This is a genomic window from Microbacterium gallinarum (assembly GCF_014837165.1).
Taxonomy (GTDB): domain Bacteria; phylum Actinomycetota; class Actinomycetes; order Actinomycetales; family Microbacteriaceae; genus Microbacterium; species Microbacterium gallinarum.
Window position 1 is genome coordinate 216346 of sequence record NZ_JACSPM010000003.1, and the last position, 22885, is coordinate 239230.

The following is a 22885-nucleotide window of genomic DNA, read 5'->3' on the forward strand; positions in this document are numbered from 1 at the left end:
TCTGACGGTTCTGACGCCGGATCAGCCGTCGATCGGACGCATCGCCGACCGGACGATGACCGTGTCGTCGCCGTAGTCGTCGTCGGCAGCCTTCTGCCACGTGCCGTCGTCCCACACGACGTCGATGAAGAGCCAGCCGTTCTCGACCGACGACCCGAGGTACGCCTCCTGCAGGATCTCGGGGAGCTCGTCCTGGATCTCGGCGAGCGTGGCCTCGTCGCCCTGACCGGGCTCGCCGCCCGTCGGATCGTCCGGCATCATCGGGTCGTACAGCGCCAGCATGACGGGCGGCTGCGAGAGGGAGAACTCCTCGCCGTCGTACGTGCCCTGCACCGCGTACGCGCCCCACGTGGTGTCGCCCGAGGACTCCGAGCCGTCGACGCCCTCCCACGTCCAGCCGGCGATCGGGATGCCACTGCACTGCGGGGGGTAGGACTCCGCAATCGGGCCGAGACACAGCTCGGCCTCGCCGCCGACGTCCATCACGGTGCCCTGCGCGATCACATCGCCCTGCGGGGGAGCGGGCCACAGCGAGCCGAGCGAGGCGCCCACGGGCGCGTCGCTCGCCGCCGAGGGCGCAGCTGAGCCCGCGGGGGTCGCGCAGCCGGCCAGGGCGAGGACGGACGCCGCGCCCAGCGTGACGAGGAGAGGTCGACGGTGACGTGTCATATCCGTCGAGTGTCGCGGACGGCGGGATCGTCTCACGCGATTGTGACGCGAGGTTCGCATGCCCGTCGGGGACGGGTGTAGCCTGGGGTCATGCGTGCAGGCTCGCTTCTCCTTAGCTGCCGCGACGAGGCCTCGATCTAGGGCCCCCCTCGTCGCGGAGCTTGTCGTCGGCCCGCCATTCGACGAGAGAACGAAAGCGACGATCATGCAGAACACTCAGAAGCCCTCGGGCATGCCGGTGCACAAGTACCGCCCGTACCACGAGCAGATCGCGGTCGACCTGCCCGACCGCACCTGGCCCGCACAGCGCATCACGACGGCACCGCGGTGGTGCGCGGTCGACCTTCGCGACGGCAACCAGGCGCTCATCGACCCGATGAGCCCCGAGCGCAAGCGCATCATGTTCGACCTCCTGGTGCGGATGGGCTACAAGGAGATCGAGGTCGGCTTCCCGTCGGCCAGCCAGACGGACTTCGACTTCGTCCGGCAGCTGATCGAAGAAGACCTGATCCCCGACGACGTCACGATCCAGGTGCTGACGCAGGCGCGCGAGCACCTGATCGCGCGCACGTACGAGTCGATCGCGGGTGCCAAGCAGGCGATCGTCCATCTGTACAACTCGACGAGCGTCCTGCAGCGGGAGGTCGTGTTCCGCACGGACCGCCAGGGCATCATCGACATCGCCCTCGAGGGCGCCCGGCTGTGCCGTGAGTTCGAGAAGCGGGTCCCCGAGACGAAGGTGTTCTACGAGTACTCGCCCGAGAGCTACACCGGCACCGAGCTCGAGTTCGCGCTGGAGGTCTGCAACCAGGTCATCGAGATCTTCGAGCCGACCCCTGAGCGCAAGGTGATCATCAACCTGCCCGCCACCGTCGAGATGGCCACGCCGAACGTGTACGCCGACTCGATCGAGTGGATGAGCCGCCGCCTGGCCCACCGCGAGAACGTGATCCTCTCGCTGCACCCGCACAACGACCGCGGCACGGCGGTCGCCGCCGCCGAGCTGGGCTACCTGGCCGGCGCGGATCGCATCGAGGGATGCCTGTTCGGCAACGGCGAGCGCACCGGCAACGTCGACCTGGTCGCGCTGGGCGTCAACCTCTTCACCCAGGGCATCGACCCGCAGATCGACTTCAGCGACATCGACCAGGTCAAGCGCACGGTCGAGTACTGCAACCAGCTCCCCGTCCCCGAGCGCAGCCCGTGGGCCGGCGACCTCGTCTTCACCGCATTCAGCGGCTCGCACCAGGACGCCATCAAGAAGGGCTTCGAGGCGATGGAGGCGCGCGCCGCCGCCACGGGCGTGACGGTCGACGAGATCGAGTGGGCCGTGCCGTACCTGCCGATCGATCCGAAGGACCTGGGTCGCTCGTACGAGGCCGTCATCCGCGTGAACTCGCAGTCGGGCAAGGGCGGCGTCGCCTACCTCCTGAAGACGGATCACGCGATCGACCTGCCGCGCCGCCTGCAGATCGAGTTCTCGGGGGTCGTTCAGGCCAAGACCGACGCCGAGGGTGGCGAGGTGACCAGCGACCAGATCTGGGCGATCTTCACCGACGAGTACCTGCCCTCGCAGATCAGCGATGACCGCTGGGGCCGCTTCGAGCTGCTGGCCACCAGCACCCGCAGTGACATGTCGGGCGACGTGTCGCTCGATGTCACCCTGCGCGACGGCGAGGAGCGGTATGACGCGACCGGGCACGGCAATGGACCGGTCGCGGCATTCCTCGAGATCGTGCGTGCGCAGGGCTTCGACGTGACGCTGTACGACTACGTCGAGCACGCGCTCAGCGCGGGCGGCGACGCTCAGGCCGCGGCGTACGTCGAGCTGCAGGTCGACGGCGAGCGTCTGTGGGGCGTCGGGATCGACAGTGACATCTCGACAGCCTCGCTCAAGGCGATCGTGTCGGGTGTCAACCGTGCGATCCGCACCCGTGAGCGCTCCGGAGCACTCGCCGGCGTCTGACGTCGTTCGCCGTCGAAACCGGGGATCGACCTCGACCCCAGGGGCATCGCCCCCGGTCTCGACGCTGATCCCCGGTCTGGGCGGCGGGTGGGCCTCAGGACTTGACGATCGGGATGGTCGACGTCTCGACGGCGACCTTCCGGCGGTAGAGCGCGCGCTGCTCGGGCAGCGAGATGTCGAAGGTCACGGCGAGCAGCCGGATGATCGCGGTCACCGCGATGCCGATCGCAGCGGCGATGACGAGATCGAGCCCGAGCGTGTGCGCGACCGCCAGGACGAGGCACCCCGCTCCCGCGGCGACCGCATAGAGCGAGCCGACGTGCATGATCGCCACCGGAAGCCCCATGATCATGTCGCGCAGGATGCCGCCGCCCACCGCTGCGCACACGCCGACGAAGACGGCGGGGACGAGCGGAAGGCCGAGTGCCAGCGCCTTGCTCGTGCCGAAGGCGCCGAAGAGTCCGATCACCAGCGCGTCGAGTCCGACGATGACGGCATTGAGGCGCTGGAAGACGCCGGCGAGCAGCATCCCGAACAGAGCGGCCCCCGTCGCGGTCAGCAGATACCAGTTGCTCTGCAGCGTCACCGGCGTGACGTTGAGCAGCAGGTCGCGGATGAGACCGCCGCCCATGCCGACGACGATCCCGATGATCGCGACGCCGAGCAGGTCGAGCCGGCGCTGGCCGCGGAAGCCCGACGCGAACAGGGCCCCCTGGATGCCGCCCAGTCCGACGGCGATGAGGTCCGCCCACAGCGGGATCACGAAGATCGGCTCGTCCACCCCTCTATTGTCGGGGCGGCTCAGGGGATGTGCGTGCGCACCGCCGTCATGAAGCCCTCCAGGTCGTCCACCCACAGCCGCACAGCCTCGACCTCGCCCTCCTGGTCGCCGAGCCGGACGGTCACCGGACGCTCGAGGAGCACGAGGACGTTCGTCTCGTCCTGCATCCGCAGGGCGAGGGTGCGCCCGTGCGGCTCGTCGGCGATCTTGGGCGCCTTGTCACGCACGTCGCGGGACTTCTCGACGCTCGCGACGGCCTCCCACGGCAGGTCGAGGTCGAGGTCGGCGCCGGATCGGGCGCGGATCCCGGCGGGTCCGACCGCGTGCGGGCGGGTGATGAAGCCGAGCATCAGGCCGATCATCCACGTCACACCCCAGATGCCGAGGGCGAGAAGCGGGATGCGCACCCACGGCCAGTCGTGGACGATGAGGTCGATGACCGGGATCTCGATCGCCGACAGGACGATGAAGATCACGAGGATCGTGCGGACGGGGGAGTGGTACGTGAAGGCAGAGGCTCCCCGCGGCACTCTCGGCCGGCGCAGCAGCCACCGGTAGAGGCTCTGCCACACCCCGACCTCGGCGCGCCACGCCGCGCGCGCGAGCGCCGCCGCGCGGTCGATCGGCCGTCGCCGCGGCTCGGTGGCGGGAGCGATGCCGGTCATGCGGTGTCCTCGCGCTCCCGCTGGGCGCGCTCGTGAGCGGCGATCAGCTCTTCGAGCCGGCCGCGCACGTGGTCGAGACCGCGGGTCAGTGCCTCGACCGTGTCAGGGTCGAGGCCGGCGACGAGCGCCGCACCGAGCTCGTCGTGCTCCGCGTCCATCGCCTGCATCAGCGTCGTGCCGCGTTCGGTGAGGTGCACGAGGACAGCGCGCCGGTCGGTGGGATGCGGTTCACGTCGGGCCAGCCCGGTGGCGTCGAGGGCGTCGACGAGCGTCGTGATGTGTCGAGGGGTGACACCGAGCGCCTCCGACAGCTGCACCTGCGTCGCGGGCCCGCCGTGGAAGAGCACCCACAGCAGGTGCGTGCGCGGGACGGTGAGTCCGCGTCGGTCGAGTTCGCGCTCCTGGTCGGCCTGCAGAACCTGCGTCAGCGCCAGGAGAGAGTCGAGGACGTGTGTACCGGACATAGTGAATAGAGTACACGATACCTGCACGGGTGGTTGACCGGCCGCGGCGGTGCTGGGATCCTGTGCTGGGGTTCACCGGCACTGGGGAAGGTGATGGCGATGACGATCTCCGATCGCGCAGCGCGGGCGAGGGCGGCCGTCGACGTCGTGACCGCGTTCTTCGCACAGATCCAGGCGGCGGCCGGCGATCCTGACGCGCTCGACTTCACCTTCGGCAATCCGCACGAGCTCGCCCTGCCGGGCCTGACGAGCGCCATGCAGGCGCAGATCGAGCCGCGGTCGGTCGAGTGGTACGCGTATAAGACGAGCGAGCGCCTGGCGCAGGAGACGGTGGCCGTGGGGCTGCGGACCGACCTGGGACTCGACTTCGAGCCCGAGGACATCGCGATGACGCAGGGTGCGTTCGGCGCGCTGTCGCTGGCGTTCGCGCTGCTCGCCGATGCCGGCGACGAGGTGGTCATCCCCGTGCCGGGCTGGTTCTGCTACGAGCCGATGCTCTACGCGGCAGACCTCGTTCCGATGCGCGCGGCCCTCGACCCCGAGACGTTCGACCTCGACCTCGATGCGATCGAGAACGCCATCACGCCGCGCACGAGGATCGTCGTCGTCAACTCGCCCGCCAATCCGACCGGTCGCGTGTACTCCGAAGCCACGTGGCGATCGCTGGCGGACCTTCTCGAGAGCGCGTCGCGCCGGTACGGGCGGCGCATCTGGCTGGTGTCCGACGAACCGTACCGTCGCATCCGCTTCGACGGCATCGACTTCGTCAGCCCGGCCGCCGTGTACCCGTGGACGGTGATCGACTACAGCTACGGCAAGGTGCTCCTGGCGCCCGGCCAGCGGCTCGGCTACCTTGCGCTGTCGCCGCTCATCCCGAACGCCGAGCGGGACGAGCTGCGCGAAGCGCTCTTCCCGATCGGCCTCGCGATCGGCTGGGGCTTCCCGGACGCCGTCATGCAGTACTCGGTCCCCGCGCTCGAGAGCGTCTCGCTCGACCTCGACGAGCTCGCTCGCAAGCGCGATCGGCTGTTCGGCGCGCTCGACGCGGCCGGCGTGCGTCTCACGCGCCCCGAGGGCACGTTCTACCTGTGGGGGGAGGCTCCCGGCGGCGACGCAGCTGCGTTCTGCGCCGCCCTCGCCGAGCGCGGCGTGCACGTGATGCCCGGCACGCTGTTCGCCCAGCCGCATCACTTCCGGATGTCGCTCACCGCGACGATGGACATGATCGATCGCGCGCTGCCCCACCTCACCGACGTCGCGGCATCGCTGGGTGCGACGGCGCGCTGATCGGCGGCCCGTCGAGGCCCGTGGGCCGGAAGTGGCATCCATAATTGACGGGTGCCCACGTACCGCGATGAAGTCGTGGTCCTGCGCACCCACAAGCTGGGTGAGGCCGACAGGATCGTGACCATGCTCAGCCGCCGTCATGGCAAGCTGCGCGCCGTCGCCAAAGGGGTGCGCCGCACCTCTTCGCGGTTCGGCGCGCGGCTCGAGCCGTTCATGGTGGCCGACGTGCAGCTCTACCAGGGACGCTCGCTCGACATCGTGCAGCAGGCCGAGACGCTCGGGTCGTACGGCGCCGACATCGCCGCGCACTACGACCGGTACACGTCGGCCCACGCGATGGTCGAGGCGGCTGACCGGCTCAACGAGGCAGAGGCGACGCCGCAGCAGTACCTGCTCCTGGTGGGCGGCCTCCGGGCGCTCGCGCGGGGCGAGCACGCGTCGCGCAGCGTGCTGGACTCCTACCTCCTGCGTGCGATGGCGCTGTCGGGCTGGGCGCCCGGGCTGAGCGAGTGCGCCCGTTGCGGCCGCGCGGGCCCGCATGACACCTTCGTCGCCCAGCTCGGCGGCATGGTGTGCCGCGACTGCGCCCCGACCGGTGCGGCGCGCGTGCATCCCGAAACGGCCGCGCTGCTCGACTCCCTCATGGCCGGCGAGTGGGGGCGGGTGGATGCCGCGTCTCCCGGCTCCGGAGCCGCCGCATCGGGTCTGATCGCGGCCTACGCCCAGTGGCACCTCGAGCGCGGCATCCGCTCGCTCTCTCATGTCGCCGCCGACCCCGGAGGCGATCGATGACCCCGAAGCCGTTCACGCACCGTGACGCCGTCCCCTATCGCCCCGTGGACTGGACGGGCCTGTACCCGCCGGCGTTCCCCGCCGGGTCGGTCCCGGCCCACGTGGCGATCGTCATGGACGGCAACGGCCGCTGGGCGAACCGTCGCGGGCTCACCCGCGTCGAGGGGCACAGGGCGGGGGAGGCCGCGCTGCTCGACGTCGTGGCCGGCGCGATCCAGGCGGGCGTCACGCACCTGTCGGTGTACGCGTTCTCCACCGAGAACTGGTCGCGGTCGCCCGACGAAGTGCGCTTCCTGATGGGCTTCAACCGCGATGTGCTGCACCGCCGTCGCGACCAGCTCAACGAATGGGGCGTGCGCGTGCGGTGGGCCGGGCGGAAGCCCCGCCTGTGGTCGAGCGTGATCAAGGAGCTCCAGTTCGCCGAGCGACTGACTGCGGGGAACGACACCCTGACCCTCACGATGTGCGTCAACTACGGCGGCCGGGTCGAGCTCGTCGACGCGATGCGCTCGATCGGCGACGACATCGCGGCGGGACGCCTGCGCCCGTCGGCTGTGACGGAGAAGCTCATCCAGAAGCGGCTGTACCTGCCCGACATGCCCGATGTCGACCTGTTCATCCGCTCGAGCGGCGAGCAGCGCACGTCGAACTTCCTCCTATGGGAGTCGGCATATGCCGAGTTCGTCTTCCTCGACACGCTGTGGCCCGACTTCTCCCGCACCGACCTGTGGCACGCGATCGGCCTGTACCTCGACCGCGACCGCCGGTTCGGAGGTGCCGTCGACTCGCCGGACGGGCGTATGACGCATCCGCCGGAATAGATCTCCGGGCGGCGGCGGTTGTGACTCATTATGACGGACGCCATAAAGATCGACGTGTGGAGCGACATCGCCTGCCCCTGGTGCTACATCGGCAAGCGCAATCTCGAGAAGGGGCTGGCCGCGGCATCCACCGCGGACGACAGCCCTGAGGTGGAGGTCGTCTACCACTCGTTCGAGCTGTCGCCCGACACCCCGACCGACTTCGAGGGCGGCGAAGCCGATTACCTCGCTCAGCACAAGGGCATCTCGCCCGCCCAGGCCCAGCAGATGCTCGACCGCGTCACGGACGTGGCCGCCGAGGCGGGGCTGGAGTACCGCTTCGACCTGCTCAAGCACACCAACACCGTCAAGGCGCACGAACTGCTGCACTTCGCGAAGGAGCAGGGGCGGCAGCACGAGATGGCCGAGCGCCTCATGTCGGCCTACTTCACCGAAGGCCGACACCTCGGCCAGGTGGACGAGCTCGTCGCGCTCGCCGCGGAAGCCGGCCTGGACGCCGCCGCTGCGCGCGACGCGCTGCAGTCCGGCCGCTTCGTCGACGCCGTCCGGGCCGACCAGGCGCAGGCGAGCGCATACGGCATCAACGGCGTGCCGTTCTTCGTGATCGACGGCAAGTACGGCGTCTCGGGCGCGCAGCCCGCCGAGGCCTTCACCGACATCGTCCGCCAGGTCTGGGCTGAGCACCGCGAGGATGCTCCGGCCGTCGCCTGACCTCGCTCCGATCCCCTACGACGAGACCCGCCGTGCGATCGCGCGGCGAGTCTCGTCATGTCCGCGGGCGGGAGTGGTTCAGCGCGACAGGTTCGCCTCGATCACGCTGACGACAGCCGGGTCGTCGGGCTTCACGTTCGGGCGGAAGCGGTGCACCTCTCCGCCGGGCGTGAGCACGAACTTCTCGAAGTTCCACTGGATGCGCCCGCTGTTTCCCTGCGCATCGTCCGCGTCCTTCAGCGCCTTGTAGATCGGGGCCGCCTTGCCGCCGTTCACCTTGACCTTGTCGAACACCGGAAACGAGACGCCCCACGTCGTCGAGCAGTACTCGAGGATCTCGTCCATCGAGCCGGGTTCCTGTCCCATGAACTGGTTGCACGGGAAGCCGAGCACGGTGAAGCCGCGATCGGCGTACGCGCGCTGCAGCGCCTCGAGCTGCTCGTACTGCGGGGTGAGACCGCACTTCGACGCCACGTTGACGACGAGGAGGACCTGATCGCCGTAGTCAGCAAGCGTGGCGGTGCCGCCGTCGGCGGTCTGGAACGGGATGCTGCGGAGATCGGTCGCGGTAGCCTCGGTCATGCTCCCAGGCTAAGGCCTGGATATCAGCGAAGGCCCGGATTCCTCTGGGAGAATGGACGACGTGACCACTGCCTACGCTCCCGCGCGCACGTTGCGCATCGGGCCCATCGAACTCGATGCGCCCGTCGTGCTCGCGCCCATGGCGGGAATCACCAACACGGCGTTCCGGCGCCTGTGCCGCGAGTACGGCGCCGGGCTGTACGTGAGCGAGATGATCACGACGCGTGCGCTCGTCGAGCGCAACGCCACGACGATGCGACTCATCACGCACCACGACTCCGAGAAGCCGCGATCGATCCAGCTCTACGGCGTCGACCCGGCCACCACCGAGGCCGCTGTGCGCCTGCTCGTCGAAGAGGATCGCGCCGACCACATCGACCTCAACTTCGGCTGCCCCGTGCCCAAGGTGACCCGCAAGGGCGGCGGCGCCGCCCTGCCGTGGAAGCTCGGGCTGTTCCGCGACATCGTCACGCGGGCCGCCCGCGCCGCCGGAGACATCCCCCTCACCGTCAAGATGCGCAAGGGCATCGACTCCGATCACCTGACCTACCTCGACGCCGGTCGCATCGCCGAAGATGCCGGCGTCGCCGCCGTCGCACTCCACGCACGCACCGCCGCCGAGTTCTACTCGGGCGAGGCGGACTGGTCGGCGATCGCCAGGCTGAAGGAGGCCGTGACGAGCATCCCGGTGCTCGGCAACGGCGACATCTGGTCGGCGGACGACGCGGTGCGAATGATGGACGAGACCGGCTGCGACGGCGTGGTGGTGGGCCGCGGATGCCTCGGCCGCCCGTGGCTGTTCGGAGATCTCGCCCGTGCCCTGGGCGGGCCGGAAGCGGCATCCGGTGATCCCGTCGACGCCACCCTGGGCTTCGTCGCCCACGCGTTCCGCCGCCACGCGGAACTGCTGGTGGACTTCTTCGAGGACGAGGGGCGCGGCTGCCGCGACATCCGCAAGCACGTCGCGTGGTATTTCAAGGGCTACCCGGTCGGCGGCGACACGCGCGCCCGGCTCGCGACCGTGTCGAGCCTCGCCGAGATCGACGAACTCCTCGCGACGCTCGAGCTGGACGCACCGTATCCCGGCGCAGCCGCCGAGGGTCAGCGTGGACGCGCCGGCACACCCAAGCGCCCGGCGCTGCCCGAGTTCTGGCTCGACTCCCGCGACCTGGGTGCCGAGGCATCCTGCGCCCTCGCCGACGCGGAGCTCGACCACAGTGGCGGCTGAGCGCGACGGCGGGGCGGCACTCGCGTCGGAGCGACCGCCGGGCTATGACGACGCCGACGCCGAGCGCTTCCACTCCGAGCGCCACCGCTCACTCCGGGACGACTTCGCGCGCGACCGCGCGCGCGTGCTGCACTCCGCGGCTCTGCGCCGGCTCGCGGCGAAGACCCAGGTGCTGAGCCCCGCGAGCCCGGCCGACTTCGCGCGAAACCGGCTCACGCACTCCCTCGAGGTCGCCCAGGTCGGCCGCGAGCTGGCCACGGCACTCCGCCTCGCCGCCGACGTGGTCGACACCGCGTGCCTGAGCCACGACCTCGGGCACCCGCCGTTCGGTCACAACGGCGAGCGCGCGATGAACGAGTGGGCCGAGGACATCGGCGGGTTCGAGGGCAACGCCCAGACCCTCCGCATCATCAGCCGTCTGGAGCCCAAGGTCGTCGACGAGGACGGGCGCACCTTCGGCCTGAACCTCACGCGCGCGAGCCTCGACGCCACGTGCAAGTACCCGTGGACGGCCGAGCACCCGCTGCCCGATCCCGGCGGCCGGCTGAAGTTCGGTGTCTATCCCGACGACGAGCCGGTGTTCCGATGGATGCGTGAGGGCGCGCCCGGCCGCGTGCGCTGCATCGAGGCCGAGGTCATGGACCTCTCCGACGACATCGCGTACTCCGTGCACGACTTCGAGGACGCGGTCGTGAACGGCTACCTCGATCCCGCGCGCCTCGCGGACGCCTCGGAGCATGCGGCCCTTCTGTCCGCGATCCAGAGCTGGGTCGGATTCGACTTCGCGCGCGACGAGCTCGAGGACGCCCTGTACCGACTTATGCGGATGCCGGAATGGATCACGTCCTTCGACGGCACGCGCGCCTCGCTCGCAGGTCTCAAGAACCTCACCTCCGACCTCATCGGCCGGTTCGCGCGGGCGGCGACCACCGCGACGCGTGAGGCATACGGAATGTCGGCGCTCACCCGCTATCGTGCCCACGTGGTCGTTCCGCGTGTGGTGGAAGCCGAGATGGCGGTGCTCAAGGGCATCATCGGCGCCGTCGTGGTCTCGATCGAGGGCCGCAAAGACCTGTACAAGGAGCAGCGGCGCGTGCTCAAGCGGCTCGCGACGGCGCTCTGGGAGCGTCCGGAAGAGCTCGACGCACTCCACGCGGAGGACTTCGCAGCCGCCGGCACCGAGGCCGCCCAGCGGCGCGTGGTCGTCGACCAGGTCGCGAGCCTGACGGATCAGCACGCGATCGCGTGGCACGGCCGTCTGGTCGGCGAACTGGATCCCGCGACCATCGGCGTGTGGTCGCCAGCCGCGCGAGCGCCCGGGACGCGCTGATGGCGGGGCGCATCCGTCAGAGCGACGTCGAAGAGGTCAAGTCCCGCACGAACATCGCCGACATCGTCGGTGAACGGGTCGCGCTCAAGAACGCCGGGGTCGGCGCCATGAAGGGACTCTGCCCGTTCCACGATGAGCGCAGCCCGAGCTTCAACGTGCGCCCGCAGGCGGGCTTCTACCACTGCTTCGGCTGTGGCGAGTCGGGTGACGTCTACTCGTTCCTGACGAAGATGGACCATGTCTCGTTCACCGAGGCCGTCGAGCGGCTCGCAGGGCGCATCGGCTACACGCTGCACTACGAGGACGGCGGAGCGGCACCCGAGCACACCGGGCGCACGCGCCTGTACGCCGCCAACGCTGCGGCAGCCGAGTTCTTCCGTGGTCAGCTCCTCACAGCCGAGGCAGACACCGCGCGCCGCTTCCTCGGCGAGCGCGGCTTCGACGCGGGCGCCGCCGCCCACTTCGGCGTCGGCTACGCACCGAAGGGCTGGGAGGGCATGCGCGACGCGCTGCGGTCCGCCGGCTTCACCGACGAGGAGCTCACCAACGCCGGTCTCGTCTCGCAGGGGCAGCGCGGTGTCTACGACCGGTTCCGCGGTCGCGTCGTGTGGCCCATCCGCGACGTCACCGGACAGGTCATCGGCTTCGGCGCCCGACGGCTCTACGACGACGACAAGGGGCCGAAGTACCTCAACACTCCCGAGACGACGATCTACAAGAAGGCGCAGGTGCTCTACGGCCTCGACCTCGCCAAGCGCGACATCTCGCGCGAGCATCGGGTGGTGGTCGTCGAGGGCTACACCGACGTCATGGCGTGCCACCTCGCGGGGATCACCACGGCGATCGCGACGTGCGGAACCGCCTTCGGCTCCGACCACATCACCGTGCTGCGGCGGGTAATGGGCGACGACTCGACCGCGGGCGAGGTCGTGTTCACGTTCGACCCGGATGCCGCGGGCCAGAAGGCGGCGCTGCGCGCCTTCGCCGACGCCAAGCGCTTCAACGCGCAGACGTACGTCGCGACCGGGCCCGAAGGGCTGGATCCCTGCGATCTGCGGCTGAAGCGAGGCGACGGCGCAGTACGGGGACTGATGGACACCAAGGTGCCCATGGTGGAGTTCGTGCTCGATCAACGGATCGCGGGCTACGACCTCACCAGCGTCGAGGGGCGCGTCGGCGCACTGCGTGCTTCGGCCCCCGTCGTGGCCGAGCTCCGCGACGCGCTGCTGCAGCCGGAGTACATCCGCGTGCTCGCCCGTCGCCTCGGCATGGACACCGAAGACGTCCGGCGCGAGGTCGAGCGCGCCGGACGCAGTGGGGCGCGCCGCGACAGCGCACCCCCGACGGCACAGGCCGACAATGCGCCCGGCGAGCCGCTCGTGCGCGTGACGGTGTCGTCGCTGCCGCTCACGGCCGACGTCACGCTCGAGCGCGACGCGCTGATGGGGTTCCTGCAGTTCGGGCACCGCATGGATGCCGCGCTCGTCGCACGCGCGGTGGGCCTGCCGTTCCGGCATCCCGCCCTCGATGCCGTCCGGCAGGCGGTCCAGCAGCACGCCGACTCCATGCAGCGTCCCGGGTGGGCGGTCGAGGCGGTCTCCACGGTGCGCGAACCCTTTCGCTCGCTCGGCGCCGAGCTGCTCGCGTCCGACTTCCCGGCCCTCGACGATGCGGCGGCGCTGTCGTCGGCCTCCGACCTCGCCCGGCGGCTCGTGATCCGCTCGCTGGACGCGCAGAAGAACGAGCTGCTCGGGGCCATCCAGCGTGTGCCCGCCGCTTCAGAGGAGGGCCGCGCCATCCGGCTGCAGCTGCGCGAACTCGACGCGGAGCGCCAGCGGCTCGGCAACGAGTCCTGACGCACGGAGCGGCTGGCGCGCGCGAGCCGCGCAGGGCAGGATGAAGGCATGCCTCGACGACGAGCCGCCGACGCCGCCATCCATGCGGTCGACCTCTCGATCGCCCGTGTCGGACGCGGCGGAGCCGCCCAGCGGGTCATCGACGGCGCGACCTTCACCATCGCGCACGGCGGCACGCTCGCCGTCATGGGCCCGACGGGTGCCGGCAAGTCGAGTCTCGCCGCGGTGCTCGCAGGCTCCGATGACACGAGCCTCGCCGTCATCGGCGGCGATGCCGAGGTCGAGGGCATCGGCGTGCGCCGGCCCGGACGTGCGCACCGGCTGCACACGTACCTGACGGGCTATCTGCCGCAGGCCGCCGGCATGGCGCTGCCGGCCCGGCTCACCGTGGGCGAGGTGATCTCCGAGCCCATCACGAGCCGCGACCGGCGTGTGAATCAGCGGGCGCTGCAGATCCGGGTCGCGACGCTCCTCGACGAGCTGATGCTGCCGCTCGGCACTGCGGCGAAGTACCCGTACGAACTGAGCGCCGGGATGCGGCAGCGGGTGGCCTTCGCCCGCGCACTGGTCCTGCAGCCCAAGGTGCTCGTCGCCGACGAGCCGTTCTCCAACATGGACGTCGAGGTGCGCAAGGCCGCGCGCGACGCGATCCTGCGGCGCCGGGCCGAGTACGCGATGTCTACGCTCGTCGTGACGAATCAGGCCGACGTGGTCCGCGAACTCGATGCGGACGTGCTCGTGCTGCGCGGTGGCCACACCGTCGCGTATGGCCACGGCACGGACGACCTGCTGTGGACGCCGGATGGCGACGCGGACCACCGGCTGGTCGCGTCCTGACGTCACGAGCACCCCTCAGCGTTTGCTAACATAGTGGGGTTGCCTGCGCGAGCGGGTGACTCTTCCTCCATAGCTCAATTGGCAGAGCAATCGGCTGTTAACCGATAGGTTCTTGGTTCGAGTCCAAGTGGGGGAGCGAAAGCCCCGGGGCTCCACCCTCGGGGCTTTCTTCATGCCTGAGATCGACTGTGCTCAGGCGTCGATGTCGTCGACGCCCGGCGTCCAGGCGTGACCAGGCCGGCCCCATCCGCGCTTGCGCGCGATCTTCTGCGCGGTCTTCCAGTCGCTGTCGCCGAGGCGGTCGACGTACAGGATGCCGTCGAGGTGGTCGAACTCGTGCTGCATGATGCGCGCGCGCCAGCCGTCGACCCGGATGCGCACGGGGCTGCCGTCCAGGTCGGTGCCGGTCACCAGCACCTCGTCGGAACGCCGCAGCGGGAACCGCTCGCCGGGGAACGACAGACAGCCCTCGGACTCCTCGTCGGGGTCGGGGTCGCCGGGCTCGAGCGGGCGCATCCACAGCTCGGGGTTGATGATCACGCCGCGCCACGGGGCACCGTCGTCATCGGTGTACGAATACGTGTAGACGCGCAGCGCCGCGCCGACCTGCGGGCCGGCGAGGCCGACGCCGGGCGCGGCATCCATCGTCTCGAACATATCCGCCACCAGCGTGCGGATCTCGTCCGTGATCTCGTCGATCGCCACGGCGGGAGCGTGGAGAACAGGGTCACCCATGATGCGAATCGGCAGAACGGCCACGCCTTGAGCCTACCGAGAGGCGACCGCGACTAGTGTCGACGTGTGGTGTGGATGGCGGACGAGCTGCAGGACGTGGGCGACCAGCTGGTCGGCGCGTTCCAGAACCCGGCCCTCCTCGTCGGCATCCCGCTGGCCCTCCTCGGCGCCGTCTTCATGTCGTTCGGCGCGCAGTATCAGCACCGCGGCGTGACGAAGGTCGAGAAGCTGACCGGCTCGGCGGGCACCGGTGGACTGAACTTCCAGCACCTCCTCAAGCTCCTCTCGCGACCTTCGTGGGTCGTCGGCACGCTCATGCTGGGGCTCGCGATCGCGTGCCAGCTGTCGGCGCTGGCCGTCGCGCCCCTCATCGTCGTGCAGCCGCTCGGCGCGATCGCGCTGGTCATCACGACTCTCCTGAACGCGCAGATCAGCGGGCATCGCCCGACGAAGCGCTCGCTGATCGCGATCGGCGCGTGCGTGGGCGGCATCTTCGTGTTCGTCACGATCGCCGCGCTGTTCGCGACCGAGAAGCCGGTCACGAATCAGCAGCTCATCACGATCCTCGTCCTGTTCGGCGTCGTCACTCTGGCACTGGGCGCCCTCTGGCTGTGGCGGCGGCAGAAGCTCGGCGCGCTGTTCTACATCTCGGCCGCCGGCGTCATGTACGGCTTCGTCGCCACGCTCGCGAAGGTCATCATCGAGCGGATCAAGACCGGCGACTTCGAGTGGCTCACGCTCACGTGTCTCGTGGCGCTCGTCCTGGGTGCGGTCGTCGGTGCGTACTTCGTGCAGACGGCCTACTCGTCGGGTCCGCCCGACCTCGTCATCGCCGGGCTCACGGTGATCGACCCGATCGTCGCCATCATCATCGGCCTCGCCATCCTCGGCGAGGCCAGCGGAGCCCCCGTATGGGTCTACCTCGCGTTCGCGGTCGTCGGCGGAATCGCCGTGTGGGGCGTCTTCCAGCTCGCGCGGTATCACCCGCAGATCCTGAGCGACAGCCAGGAGCTGCCGATCCGGCGGGGGAGCGAGCCGGGCGCCGACTCGACGCAGCCGATGACCGGATCGATCCGCGTCACCGAGGCGGTCGCGAAGGTCTGGCCCGATCCGCCGGTCAAAGACAAAGACGACCGGCGCTGATCACGCCGGGTCGTCGACGTGGATGACGAGACGGCCGTCTTCGATGCGACCCTTGTCGCCTGGCGTCGGAGCCGGCGCGGGCAGCTCCACCCGGGCCTCCCAGTCGGCGTGGGCGTCTTCGGCGGACGGACGCCACACGGCGTCGAACCCCGAGCCGACTCCGGCGAGCGATCCGCCGGCAGAGCCGTCGAGCTGCTTGCGCAGCTGCGAGCGCTTGAGGCGGGGCGCGAGCGCGATCAGCGCGACCGTCGCAGCGAGGATCCCCGCCACCACGAGCCAGCCCATCGCGTCCACGGGCCGATTCTCCCACGGGCTCGCGCGCGGAGACAGGGAAGGGGCCGCCCGCCGGCGGCCCCTTCGTCATGTAGGGCGGGTGGGACTTGAACCCACGATCGTCGGGTTATGAGCCCGCTGCCTTGACCAGCTTGGCCACCGCCCCCTGCGGACCGAGCCTAACGCCCGGACACCTTGTTCATCGCCGTGCCGATGTAGGAGTACTTCACGAAGACCTCCGCCGCGATGCCCGCCTCTTCGAGGAGGCCCTGGACCGCACTGAGCATGTAGCTCGAGTCCCACCCCATGTAGAGCCAGGTGTCGTCGTCGAGGCGGTCCCACTGGCCGTTCCACGACTGCGCGGTGTACACGGGCCCGCCGCGTCGCGCGCTGTAGGCGACGACGGCAGGACGGGCATCCGCCCACAGGCGCTTGAACACGCGGTTGAAGAGGTACTTCACGTCGGGCACCTCCCAGTGCTCGCCGCGGTACTCGACGTAGTCCCACTCGCGCTCCCAGCCGCGCGGCCATCCCCGCCGGTGCACGGCATCGAGGATCGGCGTGAGACCGTCGTCGTCGATGAGCGTGGCGCCTGGTCGCGCCCAGATCTCGACGAAGCGCTGCCCCAGGGTCGCGGACCGCTCGGCGATCGCGGCGGTGCCCCAGCTCTCGCGCTGGGCGAGGTCCGAGGTGAGGCCGACGGCGCTGCGACCGTAGACCGCCCGCTTCTCGGGGAATGACGCGTCGAACGCGCGGAGGGACAGCTCCTCTTCGAGGAGGGTCAGGTTGCCGAGCGTCGTGGCGAGGGCGCGGTGGCTGTTCTGCTCGTCTTCGCTGTACTCGGACCACGCGCGCACGCCGTCTCCCGACCACGACTCCGACGGCGACAGCGGGACGATGTGCTCGACGTCGAGTGGCGCCCCACCGTCGACGCCCGCGAGGCGCCCCAGCACGTACGCCGCGTGCGGCAGCTCGGAGTACTTGAGGGCGGCGCGGATGCGCTCGTCGGACGGGGTGATGCGCGAGATGGCGGTGACGAGATCGGCCTCACCGCCCTCGCGGGCGCGGATCAGGCGTGCGACGAGCCGGTCGTTGTCGAGGCCGGCCACGGTTCGGCGCAGAAGGAGCGCCTGCAGGTGCTCCAGCGTGCGGATCAGGTCCGCCCGTTCCAGCGCGCCTTCGCGCCAGTCTCGGTACACGCGCATGACGAGCGGGCGGACTGCCGTGCCGAAGACGCCGAGGTGACCGAGATGGCGCGAGACCGCGGCATCCGTCTCCCTCTCCGGCTCGAGCAGCACACGATAGATCGCGGAGTACCCCCGCCACTCGGCGGCGTGGCTCCGGAGGTCGTCGATCTCGAGTCGCGGGAAGACCTGCCGGAAGGTGTCGTACACGCCGCGGCTGCGCGCGACGACAACCTCGCGGCCCGTCGTCATGATCAGGTACTGACGCCAGAACTCGGCGATCGAGTCGCCGGTGTTGCGCTCGATCGGGAGCCAGTACTCCGCCTCGACCTCTCGCTGTTCGTCGTGCGAGAGCCCCATCAGCACGTAGTTGTGGATGAGCTCGTGGTCGCGCAGCGGCTCGCCCGTCGAGTTGAGGCTCTCGAAGATCTGCTGCGCGTTCGCGCCGGCCCGCAGGGTGATGGCGACGTGCTCCAGCTTCTGCAGGCCTCGCCAGATGTGCGGGGCCTCATCCGCGCTGATCTGGCTGCGGAAGAAGGCGTAGTTGTCGTCGAAGCGCGAGTCTCGCGCGCCGTCGCCCTCGCCGCGGCGGTCCAGGACGACGTCCTCGAACACCTCCGCCCACGCCCGGTGCGGACGCAGCTTCGTCGCGTCCGCGTCGTGCGGCTGCACGAGGACGCGGGCGAGCTCGGCGGCCAATCCCGGGTCGCTCTCGCGGACCGTGTGCTGCAGGGCGGCGACGAGGAGCATGATCGTCGTGATCCGCTGCTGCCCGTCGATGAGGACGAGTTCGGGCTGGTCGCCGGCGGTGGTCGATGACAGGATCGACCCGATGAAGTGCATGTGGCGGTCGTCGAGATCGGCGACCTCGCGGATGTCGGACAGCAGCTGCTCGCACGCGCCGATGTCCCAGCGGTACTGCCGCTGATAGACCGGGACGACGATGGTCCAGTCGCCTGCCGAGAGCCAGCGGATCGTGTTGACCGCGGTCGCGTCGACATTGGTGGCCCTGACCATCGCCCGGATACGCTCCTTCGAAGCTGTCGTGGCGCGGGGGCCGATCGGCCCCCGGACACGCCGATCACGAGTCTAATCGGCCGTGCCTGAGGCATCCGTTATTCACGGTCCCGTCCAGGGGCCGCCGAGAGCCTCCAAGGTAGGCTTGCCTTAGTTGGGCCTGTTAAAACGTGCTGGCCCGCTGACCGAAAGGCAATCCGTCATGGGTTACATCAAGTCCGCCGCTCTCGAGGAGACCGGCTACGTCGTCCTCGACCGCTACAACCAGGAGCTCGACCCCAAGGAGTGGCTCGACATCGAGTACAACGACTGGAAGTCGTCGGGCGACACGCGCTTCGCGCCGCTCGCCAGCGCATTCGGCGACATCGAGTGCAACGGCTTCTGGAACCACAAGCCGCCGCGCACCGACAAGGACGGCGTCTGGATCGACTCGCAGGTCGAGAAGGCCCCGAATCTCACGCGCCGCGCGCAGGAGCCGGGCGCGAACGTCGGTCGCTGCCGCGTCATCGAACTGCAGCCGACTCCCTACGGTGAGACCCTCTACAACCTTCACCAGGACGACAACAACCGTCTCAACCCGGACGGCACGGGCTGGGTGGTCCGCGGCTTCTTCAACCTGACCGACGACAAGGACAGCTTCTTCGTCCTCCGCGAGAACCGCACCGACCCCGAGGGCGAGGTGCGCATCGCCCTCCCCGCCGGCGCGCAGCTCATCATCGACACGCAGCGCCTGTGGCACGCGGCGACGCACATCGGCACCGAGCCGCGCTACTGCCTCATCACCTCGTGGACCTCCGGTCCCGAACTGGACGCGTACATCGAGAAGTACCACGGCGTGAACCACGTCGAGAGCGTCCACGTCCCGCAGGACGTGCTCGAGGCCGGCTACGCCGAGCAGGCCCGCAAGGACGCCGCCCGCGCCGCCTACTACGCCGCCAAGGGCCAGGCTGCGGTGAATGTCATGAGCGAGGCCTGATCGGCTCCACCCGCTCTCGAAGGCCCCGGCTCAGCAGCCGGGGCCTTCGTCGTGGAGGGATGCTGCGACACGGCCTAATCACATCCTTGTGATTCACCCTGCCGGTGGGTGATAATGGCGACAGCACAACCGAATACACCGCCGGACATCCGTGCACAGGTCGTTGGGGAAGACGTACCTGATGAAACGGAGAGATCATGGCGACACCACAGGCGCGTGGAGTGATCTTCATTCACTCCGCGCCACGAGCATTGTGCCCCCACCTCGAGTGGGCGATCGGTCGTGCCCTGGGCCGAGCGGTCAGCTTCGACTGGGCCGACCAGCCGGTGCTGCACGGTGCGCGGCGCGCGGAGTTCTACTGGGAGGGCACCGCCGGCACCGGCGCGGCGCTCGCCACCGCGATCCGCGGGTGGGAGCACCTGCGCTTCGAGGTGACCGAAGACCCCACCCCGCGCAGTGACGGCGGCCGCTGGCTGCACACGCCGGGACTCGGCATCCACTACGCGCAGACCGACACCGCGGGCAACGTGGTGATCGGCGAGGACCGCATCCGCTACGCCATGGAGGTCTCGGGCGGCAGCGCCGTCGAACTGCACCGTGAACTGCAGGTCGCGCTCGGGGCAGCCTGGGACGAAGAACTCGAGGCCTTCCGTCACGCGAGCGACGACGCACCTGTCGTCTGGCTGCACAAGGTCGGCTGAGGCGAGGTTTCGCCCTGCGACGCCGGACGCGGCATCCACAACTTCACAGACTCAGGCGGCTCGAGGCGCCGCCACCGAGGCTCGGAGAGAAGTGACCCGGGCAGCGGGAGGGCGAACCGCCGCCTGACACGACAGACGCCCCCGGAGGCTTCCCGGGGGCGTCTTCGCGTATGCCGGTGCGGCGCCGCGTCGGATCCGGCGTCAGACCGAGCGGAATGCGACGACGGCGTTGTGGCCGCCGAAGCCGAACGAGTTGCTGATCGCGAGCTGCGGGCCGTCGCCCAGCGGCTGCGCCTCGCCCGACACCTTGAGCGGGATCTCGGGATCCTGGGTCGAGATGTTGATGGTCGGCGGAGCGACGCGGTCGCGCAGCGCGAGGATCGTGAAGATCGCCTCGAGCGCGCCGGTGCCGCCGAGGAGGTGGCCGGTCGAGGCCTTGGTGGCCGACACCGGGATGTCGTGCACGCGGTCGCCGAACACGCTCAGGAGCGCCTTGTACTCGGCGATGTCGCCCGTGGGGGTCGACGTCGCGTGCGCATTGATGTGGGTGACGTCGTCGGGCGTCGCGCCCGCGGCCTCGAGCGCGAGACGCACGGCGCGCGAGGCGCCGAGACCCTCCGGCTCGGGAGCGGTGATGTGATACGAGTCGGCCGTGACGCCGCCGCCGGCGACCTCGGCGTAGATCCTGGCGCCGCGGGCCTTCGCGTGCTCCTCGGTCTCGAGCACGAGGCACGCCGCGCCCTCGCCCATGACGAACCCGTCGCGATCGACGCTGTACGGGCGCGAGGCGGTCTCGGGGGAGTCGTTTCGCCTGGAGAGAGCCTGCATCGCCGCGAACGCCGCAAGCGTGAGGCCGTGGATCACGGCCTCCGAACCGCCGGCGATGATCACGTCGGCGTGGCCGGCCCGCAGCGCGTCGACCGCGTTCACGATCGACTCGGTGCTCGACGCGCAGGCGGAGGCGACGGTGCGCGCGTAGGCGCGTGCACCGAGGTGCATCGACACCGCGGCCGCCGGCGCGTTCGGCATGAGCATCGGGACGCTCATCGGCATGACGCGCCGCGGTCCCTTCGTCTTGAGCACGTCCCACGCGGCGAGCGTCGTCTGCAGCCCGCCGATGCCCGTGGCGAAATCGACGCCGAAGCGCTCCGGATCGACCTCGGGCTTTCCGGCATCCGCCCACGCCTCCTGTGCCGCCACCAGCGCGAACTGCGCGGACGGGTCGAGACGGTTGGCGACCGGACGGTCGAGGACGGTGTCGGGACGCACCGTGGCCTCGGCGGCGAAGGTCACCGGGATCTGGTACTCCTCCACCCAGTCGTACTCGAGCGTGTGGGTGCCGGAGGTCCCGCCGAGGAGGGCCGACCAGCTCTCGGGCGCGGTGCCGCCCAGCGGGGTGGATGCGCCGATGCCGGTGACGACGATTCGGGGTGTGCTCATGGGGATGGAGTCCTCGTAGATGGCCGGTGGGGGCTGTGCGCCCCCACCGTGGCCTGCGTCAGCAAGCCGGGGTATGGGGCGGCGCCCCACAGGAATGGTGCTTACGCCTGGTTCGACGTGATGTAGGTGACGGCGTCGCCGACGGTCTTGAGGTTCTTGACCTCGTCGTCCGGGATGGTGACGCCGAACTTCTCCTCGGCGTTCACGACGATCGTCATCATCGAGATGGAGTCGATGTCGAGGTCGTCCGTGAACGACTTCTCGAGCGCAACCTCGTCGGCCGAAATGCCCGTCTCGTCGGTGATGAGCTCGGCGAGTCCGGCAAGGACCTCGTCGCTGCTGAATGCCATGGGTTTCTCCTGTTTCTTCGGGGTTCGCGAACCGGGTGGTCCGGCTCAAGTCTAGGGTCGGGGCGCAGAGGGCTCAGGGGAGCACGACGACCTGGGCGCCGAACACGAGTCCGGCGCCGAAGCCGATCTGCAAGGCGAGACCGCCGCTCAGCTCGGGGTGCTCCTCGAGCAGACGGTGCGTGGCCAGCGGGATCGAGGCGGCCGACGTGTTGCCCGTCGTCTCGATGTCGCGACCGACGACCACCGTGTCGGGCAGGCCCAGCTGCTTGGCGAATTCGTCGATGATGCGCATGTTGGCCTGGTGGGGCACGAAGGCCGCCAGATCGGATGCCTGCACCCCGGCAGCCTCGAGGGCCTGGCGTGCGACCTTGACCATCTCCCAGACGGCCCAGCGGAAGACGGTCGGGCCCTCCTGGCGCAGGGTCGGCCACGGCGCCGTGCCGTCGCGGAACTCGGTGAGCGTGTGGTTCATGCCCACCGCTTCGGCCTTCGAGCCGTCGGAGCCCCACACGGTCGGGCCGATGCCGGGCGTGTCGCTCGGGCCGATGACGACCGCTCCGGCGCCGTCGCCGAGCAGGAACGAGATGCTGCGGTCGGCGGGGTCGACGACGTCGCTGAGCTTCTCGGTTCCGATCACGAGGGCGTAGTGCGCGGCGCCGGCGCGGATCAGGGCGTCGGCCTGGGCGACGCCGTAGGCGAAGCCGGCGCAGGCGGCGTTGAGGTCGTAGGCGGCGGCCGGGTTCGATCCGACGCGGTCGGCCACGATCGCCGACACCGAGGGCGTCTGCTTGGGGTTGCTGATCGTCGCGACGATGACGGCGTCGATCTTCGCGGGGTCCACGCCCGAGCGCTCGATCGCCTCGCGGCCGGCGTCGGTCGCCAGGTCGATCGCGGTGGTCCCGGCGACCGCGCGGGTGCGGGTGATGATGCCGGTGCGCTGGCGGATCCACTCGTCGCTGGAGTCGATGGGCCCGACGAGGTCGTCGTTGGGCACGGCGATCTCACCGCGCGCGGCTCCGTAGGAGTAGATGCGCGTGTGGGCGGGCCCGGTGGGCTGGACGAGTGTGGGGGTCATGC

The 22885-nt window shown here is 69.9% G+C and carries 23 protein-coding genes and 2 tRNA genes; 13 read left to right on the top strand and 12 right to left on the bottom strand.

The window, feature by feature from the left end; all coding sequences use genetic code 11:
* Positions 1-21 precede the first annotated feature (21 nt).
* Entirely contained in the window at positions 22-669 is a 648-nt protein-coding gene (locus tag H9622_RS10550; protein ID WP_191766353.1) for a hypothetical protein, read from the bottom strand.
* A gap of 205 nt (positions 670-874) precedes the next feature.
* Between H9622_RS10550 and leuA the strand changes: the two genes are divergently transcribed.
* Positions 875-2635 carry a 2-isopropylmalate synthase gene (gene leuA / locus H9622_RS10555; RefSeq protein ID WP_191766354.1) on the top strand — a complete coding sequence of 587 codons (1761 nt, stop codon included), beginning with the start codon at positions 875-877 and terminating at the stop codon, positions 2633-2635.
* Between the two features lie 94 nt (positions 2636-2729).
* Here the strand turns inward: leuA and H9622_RS10560 are convergent, their stop codons facing one another.
* The 3 genes from H9622_RS10560 to H9622_RS10570 are packed head-to-tail and all read right to left on the bottom strand — an operon-like array spanning position 2730 to position 4545.
* On the bottom strand, positions 2730-3416 hold the full coding sequence (locus tag H9622_RS10560) for a trimeric intracellular cation channel family protein (RefSeq protein ID WP_191766355.1): 687 nt from the start codon (positions 3414-3416) through the stop codon (positions 2730-2732).
* 20 nt (positions 3417-3436) lie between these two features.
* Complete coding sequence (locus tag H9622_RS10565) at positions 3437-4081, bottom strand: hypothetical protein (RefSeq protein WP_191766356.1); 645 nt, start codon at positions 4079-4081, stop codon at positions 3437-3439.
* Positions 4078-4545: a MarR family winged helix-turn-helix transcriptional regulator gene (locus H9622_RS10570; RefSeq protein WP_191766357.1), complete on the bottom strand. Its 468-nt coding sequence runs from the start codon at positions 4543-4545 to the stop codon at positions 4078-4080. Before H9622_RS10570 ends, H9622_RS10565 begins: the two co-directional genes overlap by 4 nt.
* Before the next feature lie 99 nt (positions 4546-4644).
* On the opposite strand from H9622_RS10570, the gene H9622_RS10575 reads away from it, so the two are divergent.
* From H9622_RS10575 to H9622_RS10590, 4 genes are read left to right on the top strand one after another with little or no spacing between them, the layout of a single operon-like run.
* On the top strand, positions 4645-5832 hold the full coding sequence (locus tag H9622_RS10575) for an aminotransferase class I/II-fold pyridoxal phosphate-dependent enzyme (protein WP_225221951.1): 1188 nt from the start codon (positions 4645-4647) through the stop codon (positions 5830-5832).
* Between the two features lie 51 nt (positions 5833-5883).
* Complete coding sequence (gene recO / locus H9622_RS10580) at positions 5884-6624, top strand: DNA repair protein RecO (RefSeq protein ID WP_191766359.1); 741 nt, start codon at positions 5884-5886, stop codon at positions 6622-6624.
* Positions 6621-7445 carry an isoprenyl transferase gene (locus H9622_RS10585; protein ID WP_191766360.1) on the top strand — a complete coding sequence of 275 codons (825 nt, stop codon included), beginning with the start codon at positions 6621-6623 and terminating at the stop codon, positions 7443-7445. Before recO ends, H9622_RS10585 begins: the two co-directional genes overlap by 4 nt.
* A gap of 30 nt (positions 7446-7475) precedes the next feature.
* Positions 7476-8156 carry a DsbA family oxidoreductase gene (locus H9622_RS10590; protein ID WP_191766361.1) on the top strand — a complete coding sequence of 227 codons (681 nt, stop codon included), beginning with the start codon at positions 7476-7478 and terminating at the stop codon, positions 8154-8156.
* Between the two features lie 78 nt (positions 8157-8234).
* On the opposite strand, the gene H9622_RS10595 is transcribed toward H9622_RS10590, so the two are convergent.
* On the bottom strand, positions 8235-8738 hold the full coding sequence (locus H9622_RS10595) for a glutathione peroxidase (protein ID WP_191766362.1): 504 nt from the start codon (positions 8736-8738) through the stop codon (positions 8235-8237).
* 52 nt (positions 8739-8790) lie between these two features.
* On the opposite strand from H9622_RS10595, the gene dusB reads away from it, so the two are divergent.
* The 5 genes from dusB to H9622_RS10620 all read left to right on the top strand — a co-directional run bounded on the left by dusB (position 8791) and on the right by H9622_RS10620 (position 14125).
* A complete protein-coding gene (dusB, locus tag H9622_RS10600; RefSeq protein ID WP_225221952.1) occupies positions 8791-9966 on the top strand; it encodes a tRNA dihydrouridine synthase DusB in 1176 nt (391 codons plus the stop codon).
* Positions 9956-11296 (top strand): deoxyguanosinetriphosphate triphosphohydrolase, encoded by a 1341-nt coding sequence (locus tag H9622_RS10605; RefSeq protein ID WP_191766364.1) that lies wholly within the window; start codon positions 9956-9958, stop codon positions 11294-11296. Before dusB ends, H9622_RS10605 begins: the two co-directional genes overlap by 11 nt.
* On the top strand, positions 11296-13152 hold the full coding sequence (gene dnaG, locus H9622_RS10610; RefSeq protein ID WP_191766603.1) for a DNA primase: 1857 nt from the start codon (positions 11296-11298) through the stop codon (positions 13150-13152). The genes H9622_RS10605 and dnaG overlap by 1 nt, the downstream gene beginning before the upstream one ends.
* 48 nt (positions 13153-13200) lie before the next feature.
* Positions 13201-13989: an ATP-binding cassette domain-containing protein gene (locus tag H9622_RS10615; protein WP_191766365.1), complete on the top strand. Its 789-nt coding sequence runs from the start codon at positions 13201-13203 to the stop codon at positions 13987-13989.
* A gap of 63 nt (positions 13990-14052) precedes the next feature.
* A tRNA-Asn gene (locus tag H9622_RS10620) sits at positions 14053-14125 on the top strand.
* A 56-nt stretch (positions 14126-14181) separates the two neighbouring features.
* Here the strand turns inward: H9622_RS10620 and def are convergent.
* Positions 14182-14748: a peptide deformylase gene (def, locus tag H9622_RS10625; protein WP_191766366.1), complete on the bottom strand. Its 567-nt coding sequence runs from the start codon at positions 14746-14748 to the stop codon at positions 14182-14184.
* A 51-nt stretch (positions 14749-14799) separates the two neighbouring features.
* Between def and H9622_RS10630 the strand changes: the two genes are divergently transcribed.
* Positions 14800-15867: a DMT family transporter gene (locus H9622_RS10630; RefSeq protein ID WP_191766604.1), complete on the top strand. Its 1068-nt coding sequence runs from the start codon at positions 14800-14802 to the stop codon at positions 15865-15867.
* Here H9622_RS10630 and H9622_RS10635 read toward each other — a convergent pair whose 3' ends face one another.
* From H9622_RS10635 to H9622_RS10645, 3 genes are all read right to left on the bottom strand, one after another.
* Positions 15868-16161, bottom strand: a complete 294-nt coding sequence (locus tag H9622_RS10635) for a hypothetical protein (RefSeq protein WP_191766367.1) — start codon at positions 16159-16161, stop codon at positions 15868-15870.
* A 71-nt stretch (positions 16162-16232) separates the two neighbouring features.
* Positions 16233-16306 (bottom strand) — tRNA-Ile (locus H9622_RS10640).
* Between the two features lie 13 nt (positions 16307-16319).
* Complete coding sequence (locus H9622_RS10645; RefSeq protein ID WP_191766368.1) at positions 16320-18341, bottom strand: DUF262 domain-containing protein; 2022 nt, start codon at positions 18339-18341, stop codon at positions 16320-16322.
* Positions 18342-18543: 202 nt separating this feature from the next.
* Here H9622_RS10645 and H9622_RS10650 point away from each other — a divergent pair, with 202 nt between their 5' ends.
* A complete protein-coding gene (locus H9622_RS10650) occupies positions 18544-19317 on the top strand; it encodes a hypothetical protein (RefSeq protein ID WP_191766369.1) in 774 nt (257 codons plus the stop codon).
* Positions 19318-19514: 197 nt separating this feature from the next.
* Positions 19515-20018, top strand: a complete 504-nt coding sequence (locus H9622_RS10655; protein WP_191766370.1) for a DUF3145 domain-containing protein — start codon at positions 19515-19517, stop codon at positions 20016-20018.
* 201 nt (positions 20019-20219) lie between these two features.
* On the opposite strand, the gene H9622_RS10660 is transcribed toward H9622_RS10655, so the two are convergent.
* The 3 genes from H9622_RS10660 to H9622_RS10670 all read right to left on the bottom strand — a co-directional run bounded on the left by H9622_RS10660 (position 20220) and on the right by H9622_RS10670 (position 22883).
* The gene (locus H9622_RS10660; protein WP_191766371.1) at positions 20220-21458 is read right to left on the bottom strand and encodes a beta-ketoacyl-[acyl-carrier-protein] synthase family protein; all 1239 of its coding nucleotides are present in this window, start codon (positions 21456-21458) and stop codon (positions 20220-20222) included.
* Positions 21459-21559: 101 nt separating this feature from the next.
* Positions 21560-21808, bottom strand: a complete 249-nt coding sequence (locus tag H9622_RS10665) for an acyl carrier protein (protein ID WP_191766372.1) — start codon at positions 21806-21808, stop codon at positions 21560-21562.
* 73 nt (positions 21809-21881) lie between these two features.
* On the bottom strand, positions 21882-22883 hold the full coding sequence (locus tag H9622_RS10670) for a beta-ketoacyl-ACP synthase III (RefSeq protein ID WP_191766373.1): 1002 nt from the start codon (positions 22881-22883) through the stop codon (positions 21882-21884).
* Positions 22884-22885: the final 2 nt, after the last annotated feature.

Bases quoted from the DNA above. Each gene is read 5' to 3' on its own strand.
- H9622_RS10550 (WP_191766353.1), bottom strand. From the start codon at position 669: ATGACACGTCACCGTCGACCTCTCCTCGTCACGCTGGGCGCGGCGTCC.
- leuA (WP_191766354.1), top strand. From the start codon at position 875: ATGCAGAACACTCAGAAGCCCTCGGGCATGCCGGTGCACAAGTACCGC.
- H9622_RS10565 (WP_191766356.1), bottom strand. From the start codon at position 4,081: ATGACCGGCATCGCTCCCGCCACCGAGCCGCGGCGACGGCCGATCGAC.
- H9622_RS10570 (WP_191766357.1), bottom strand. From the start codon at position 4,545: ATGTCCGGTACACACGTCCTCGACTCTCTCCTGGCGCTGACGCAGGTT.
- H9622_RS10575 (WP_225221951.1), top strand. From the start codon at position 4,645: ATGACGATCTCCGATCGCGCAGCGCGGGCGAGGGCGGCCGTCGACGTC.
- H9622_RS10585 (WP_191766360.1), top strand. From the start codon at position 6,621: ATGACCCCGAAGCCGTTCACGCACCGTGACGCCGTCCCCTATCGCCCC.
- H9622_RS10590 (WP_191766361.1), top strand. From the start codon at position 7,476: ATGACGGACGCCATAAAGATCGACGTGTGGAGCGACATCGCCTGCCCC.
- H9622_RS10595 (WP_191766362.1), bottom strand. From the start codon at position 8,738: ATGACCGAGGCTACCGCGACCGATCTCCGCAGCATCCCGTTCCAGACC.
- dusB (WP_225221952.1), top strand. From the start codon at position 8,791: ATGGACGACGTGACCACTGCCTACGCTCCCGCGCGCACGTTGCGCATC.
- dnaG (WP_191766603.1), top strand. From the start codon at position 11,296: ATGGCGGGGCGCATCCGTCAGAGCGACGTCGAAGAGGTCAAGTCCCGC.
- H9622_RS10615 (WP_191766365.1), top strand. From the start codon at position 13,201: ATGCCTCGACGACGAGCCGCCGACGCCGCCATCCATGCGGTCGACCTC.
- H9622_RS10630 (WP_191766604.1), top strand. From the start codon at position 14,800: ATGGCGGACGAGCTGCAGGACGTGGGCGACCAGCTGGTCGGCGCGTTC.
- H9622_RS10645 (WP_191766368.1), bottom strand. From the start codon at position 18,341: ATGGTCAGGGCCACCAATGTCGACGCGACCGCGGTCAACACGATCCGC.
- H9622_RS10650 (WP_191766369.1), top strand. From the start codon at position 18,544: ATGGGTTACATCAAGTCCGCCGCTCTCGAGGAGACCGGCTACGTCGTC.
- H9622_RS10655 (WP_191766370.1), top strand. From the start codon at position 19,515: ATGGCGACACCACAGGCGCGTGGAGTGATCTTCATTCACTCCGCGCCA.
- H9622_RS10660 (WP_191766371.1), bottom strand. From the start codon at position 21,458: ATGAGCACACCCCGAATCGTCGTCACCGGCATCGGCGCATCCACCCCG.
- H9622_RS10665 (WP_191766372.1), bottom strand. From the start codon at position 21,808: ATGGCATTCAGCAGCGACGAGGTCCTTGCCGGACTCGCCGAGCTCATC.
- H9622_RS10670 (WP_191766373.1), bottom strand. From the start codon at position 22,883: ATGACCCCCACACTCGTCCAGCCCACCGGGCCCGCCCACACGCGCATC.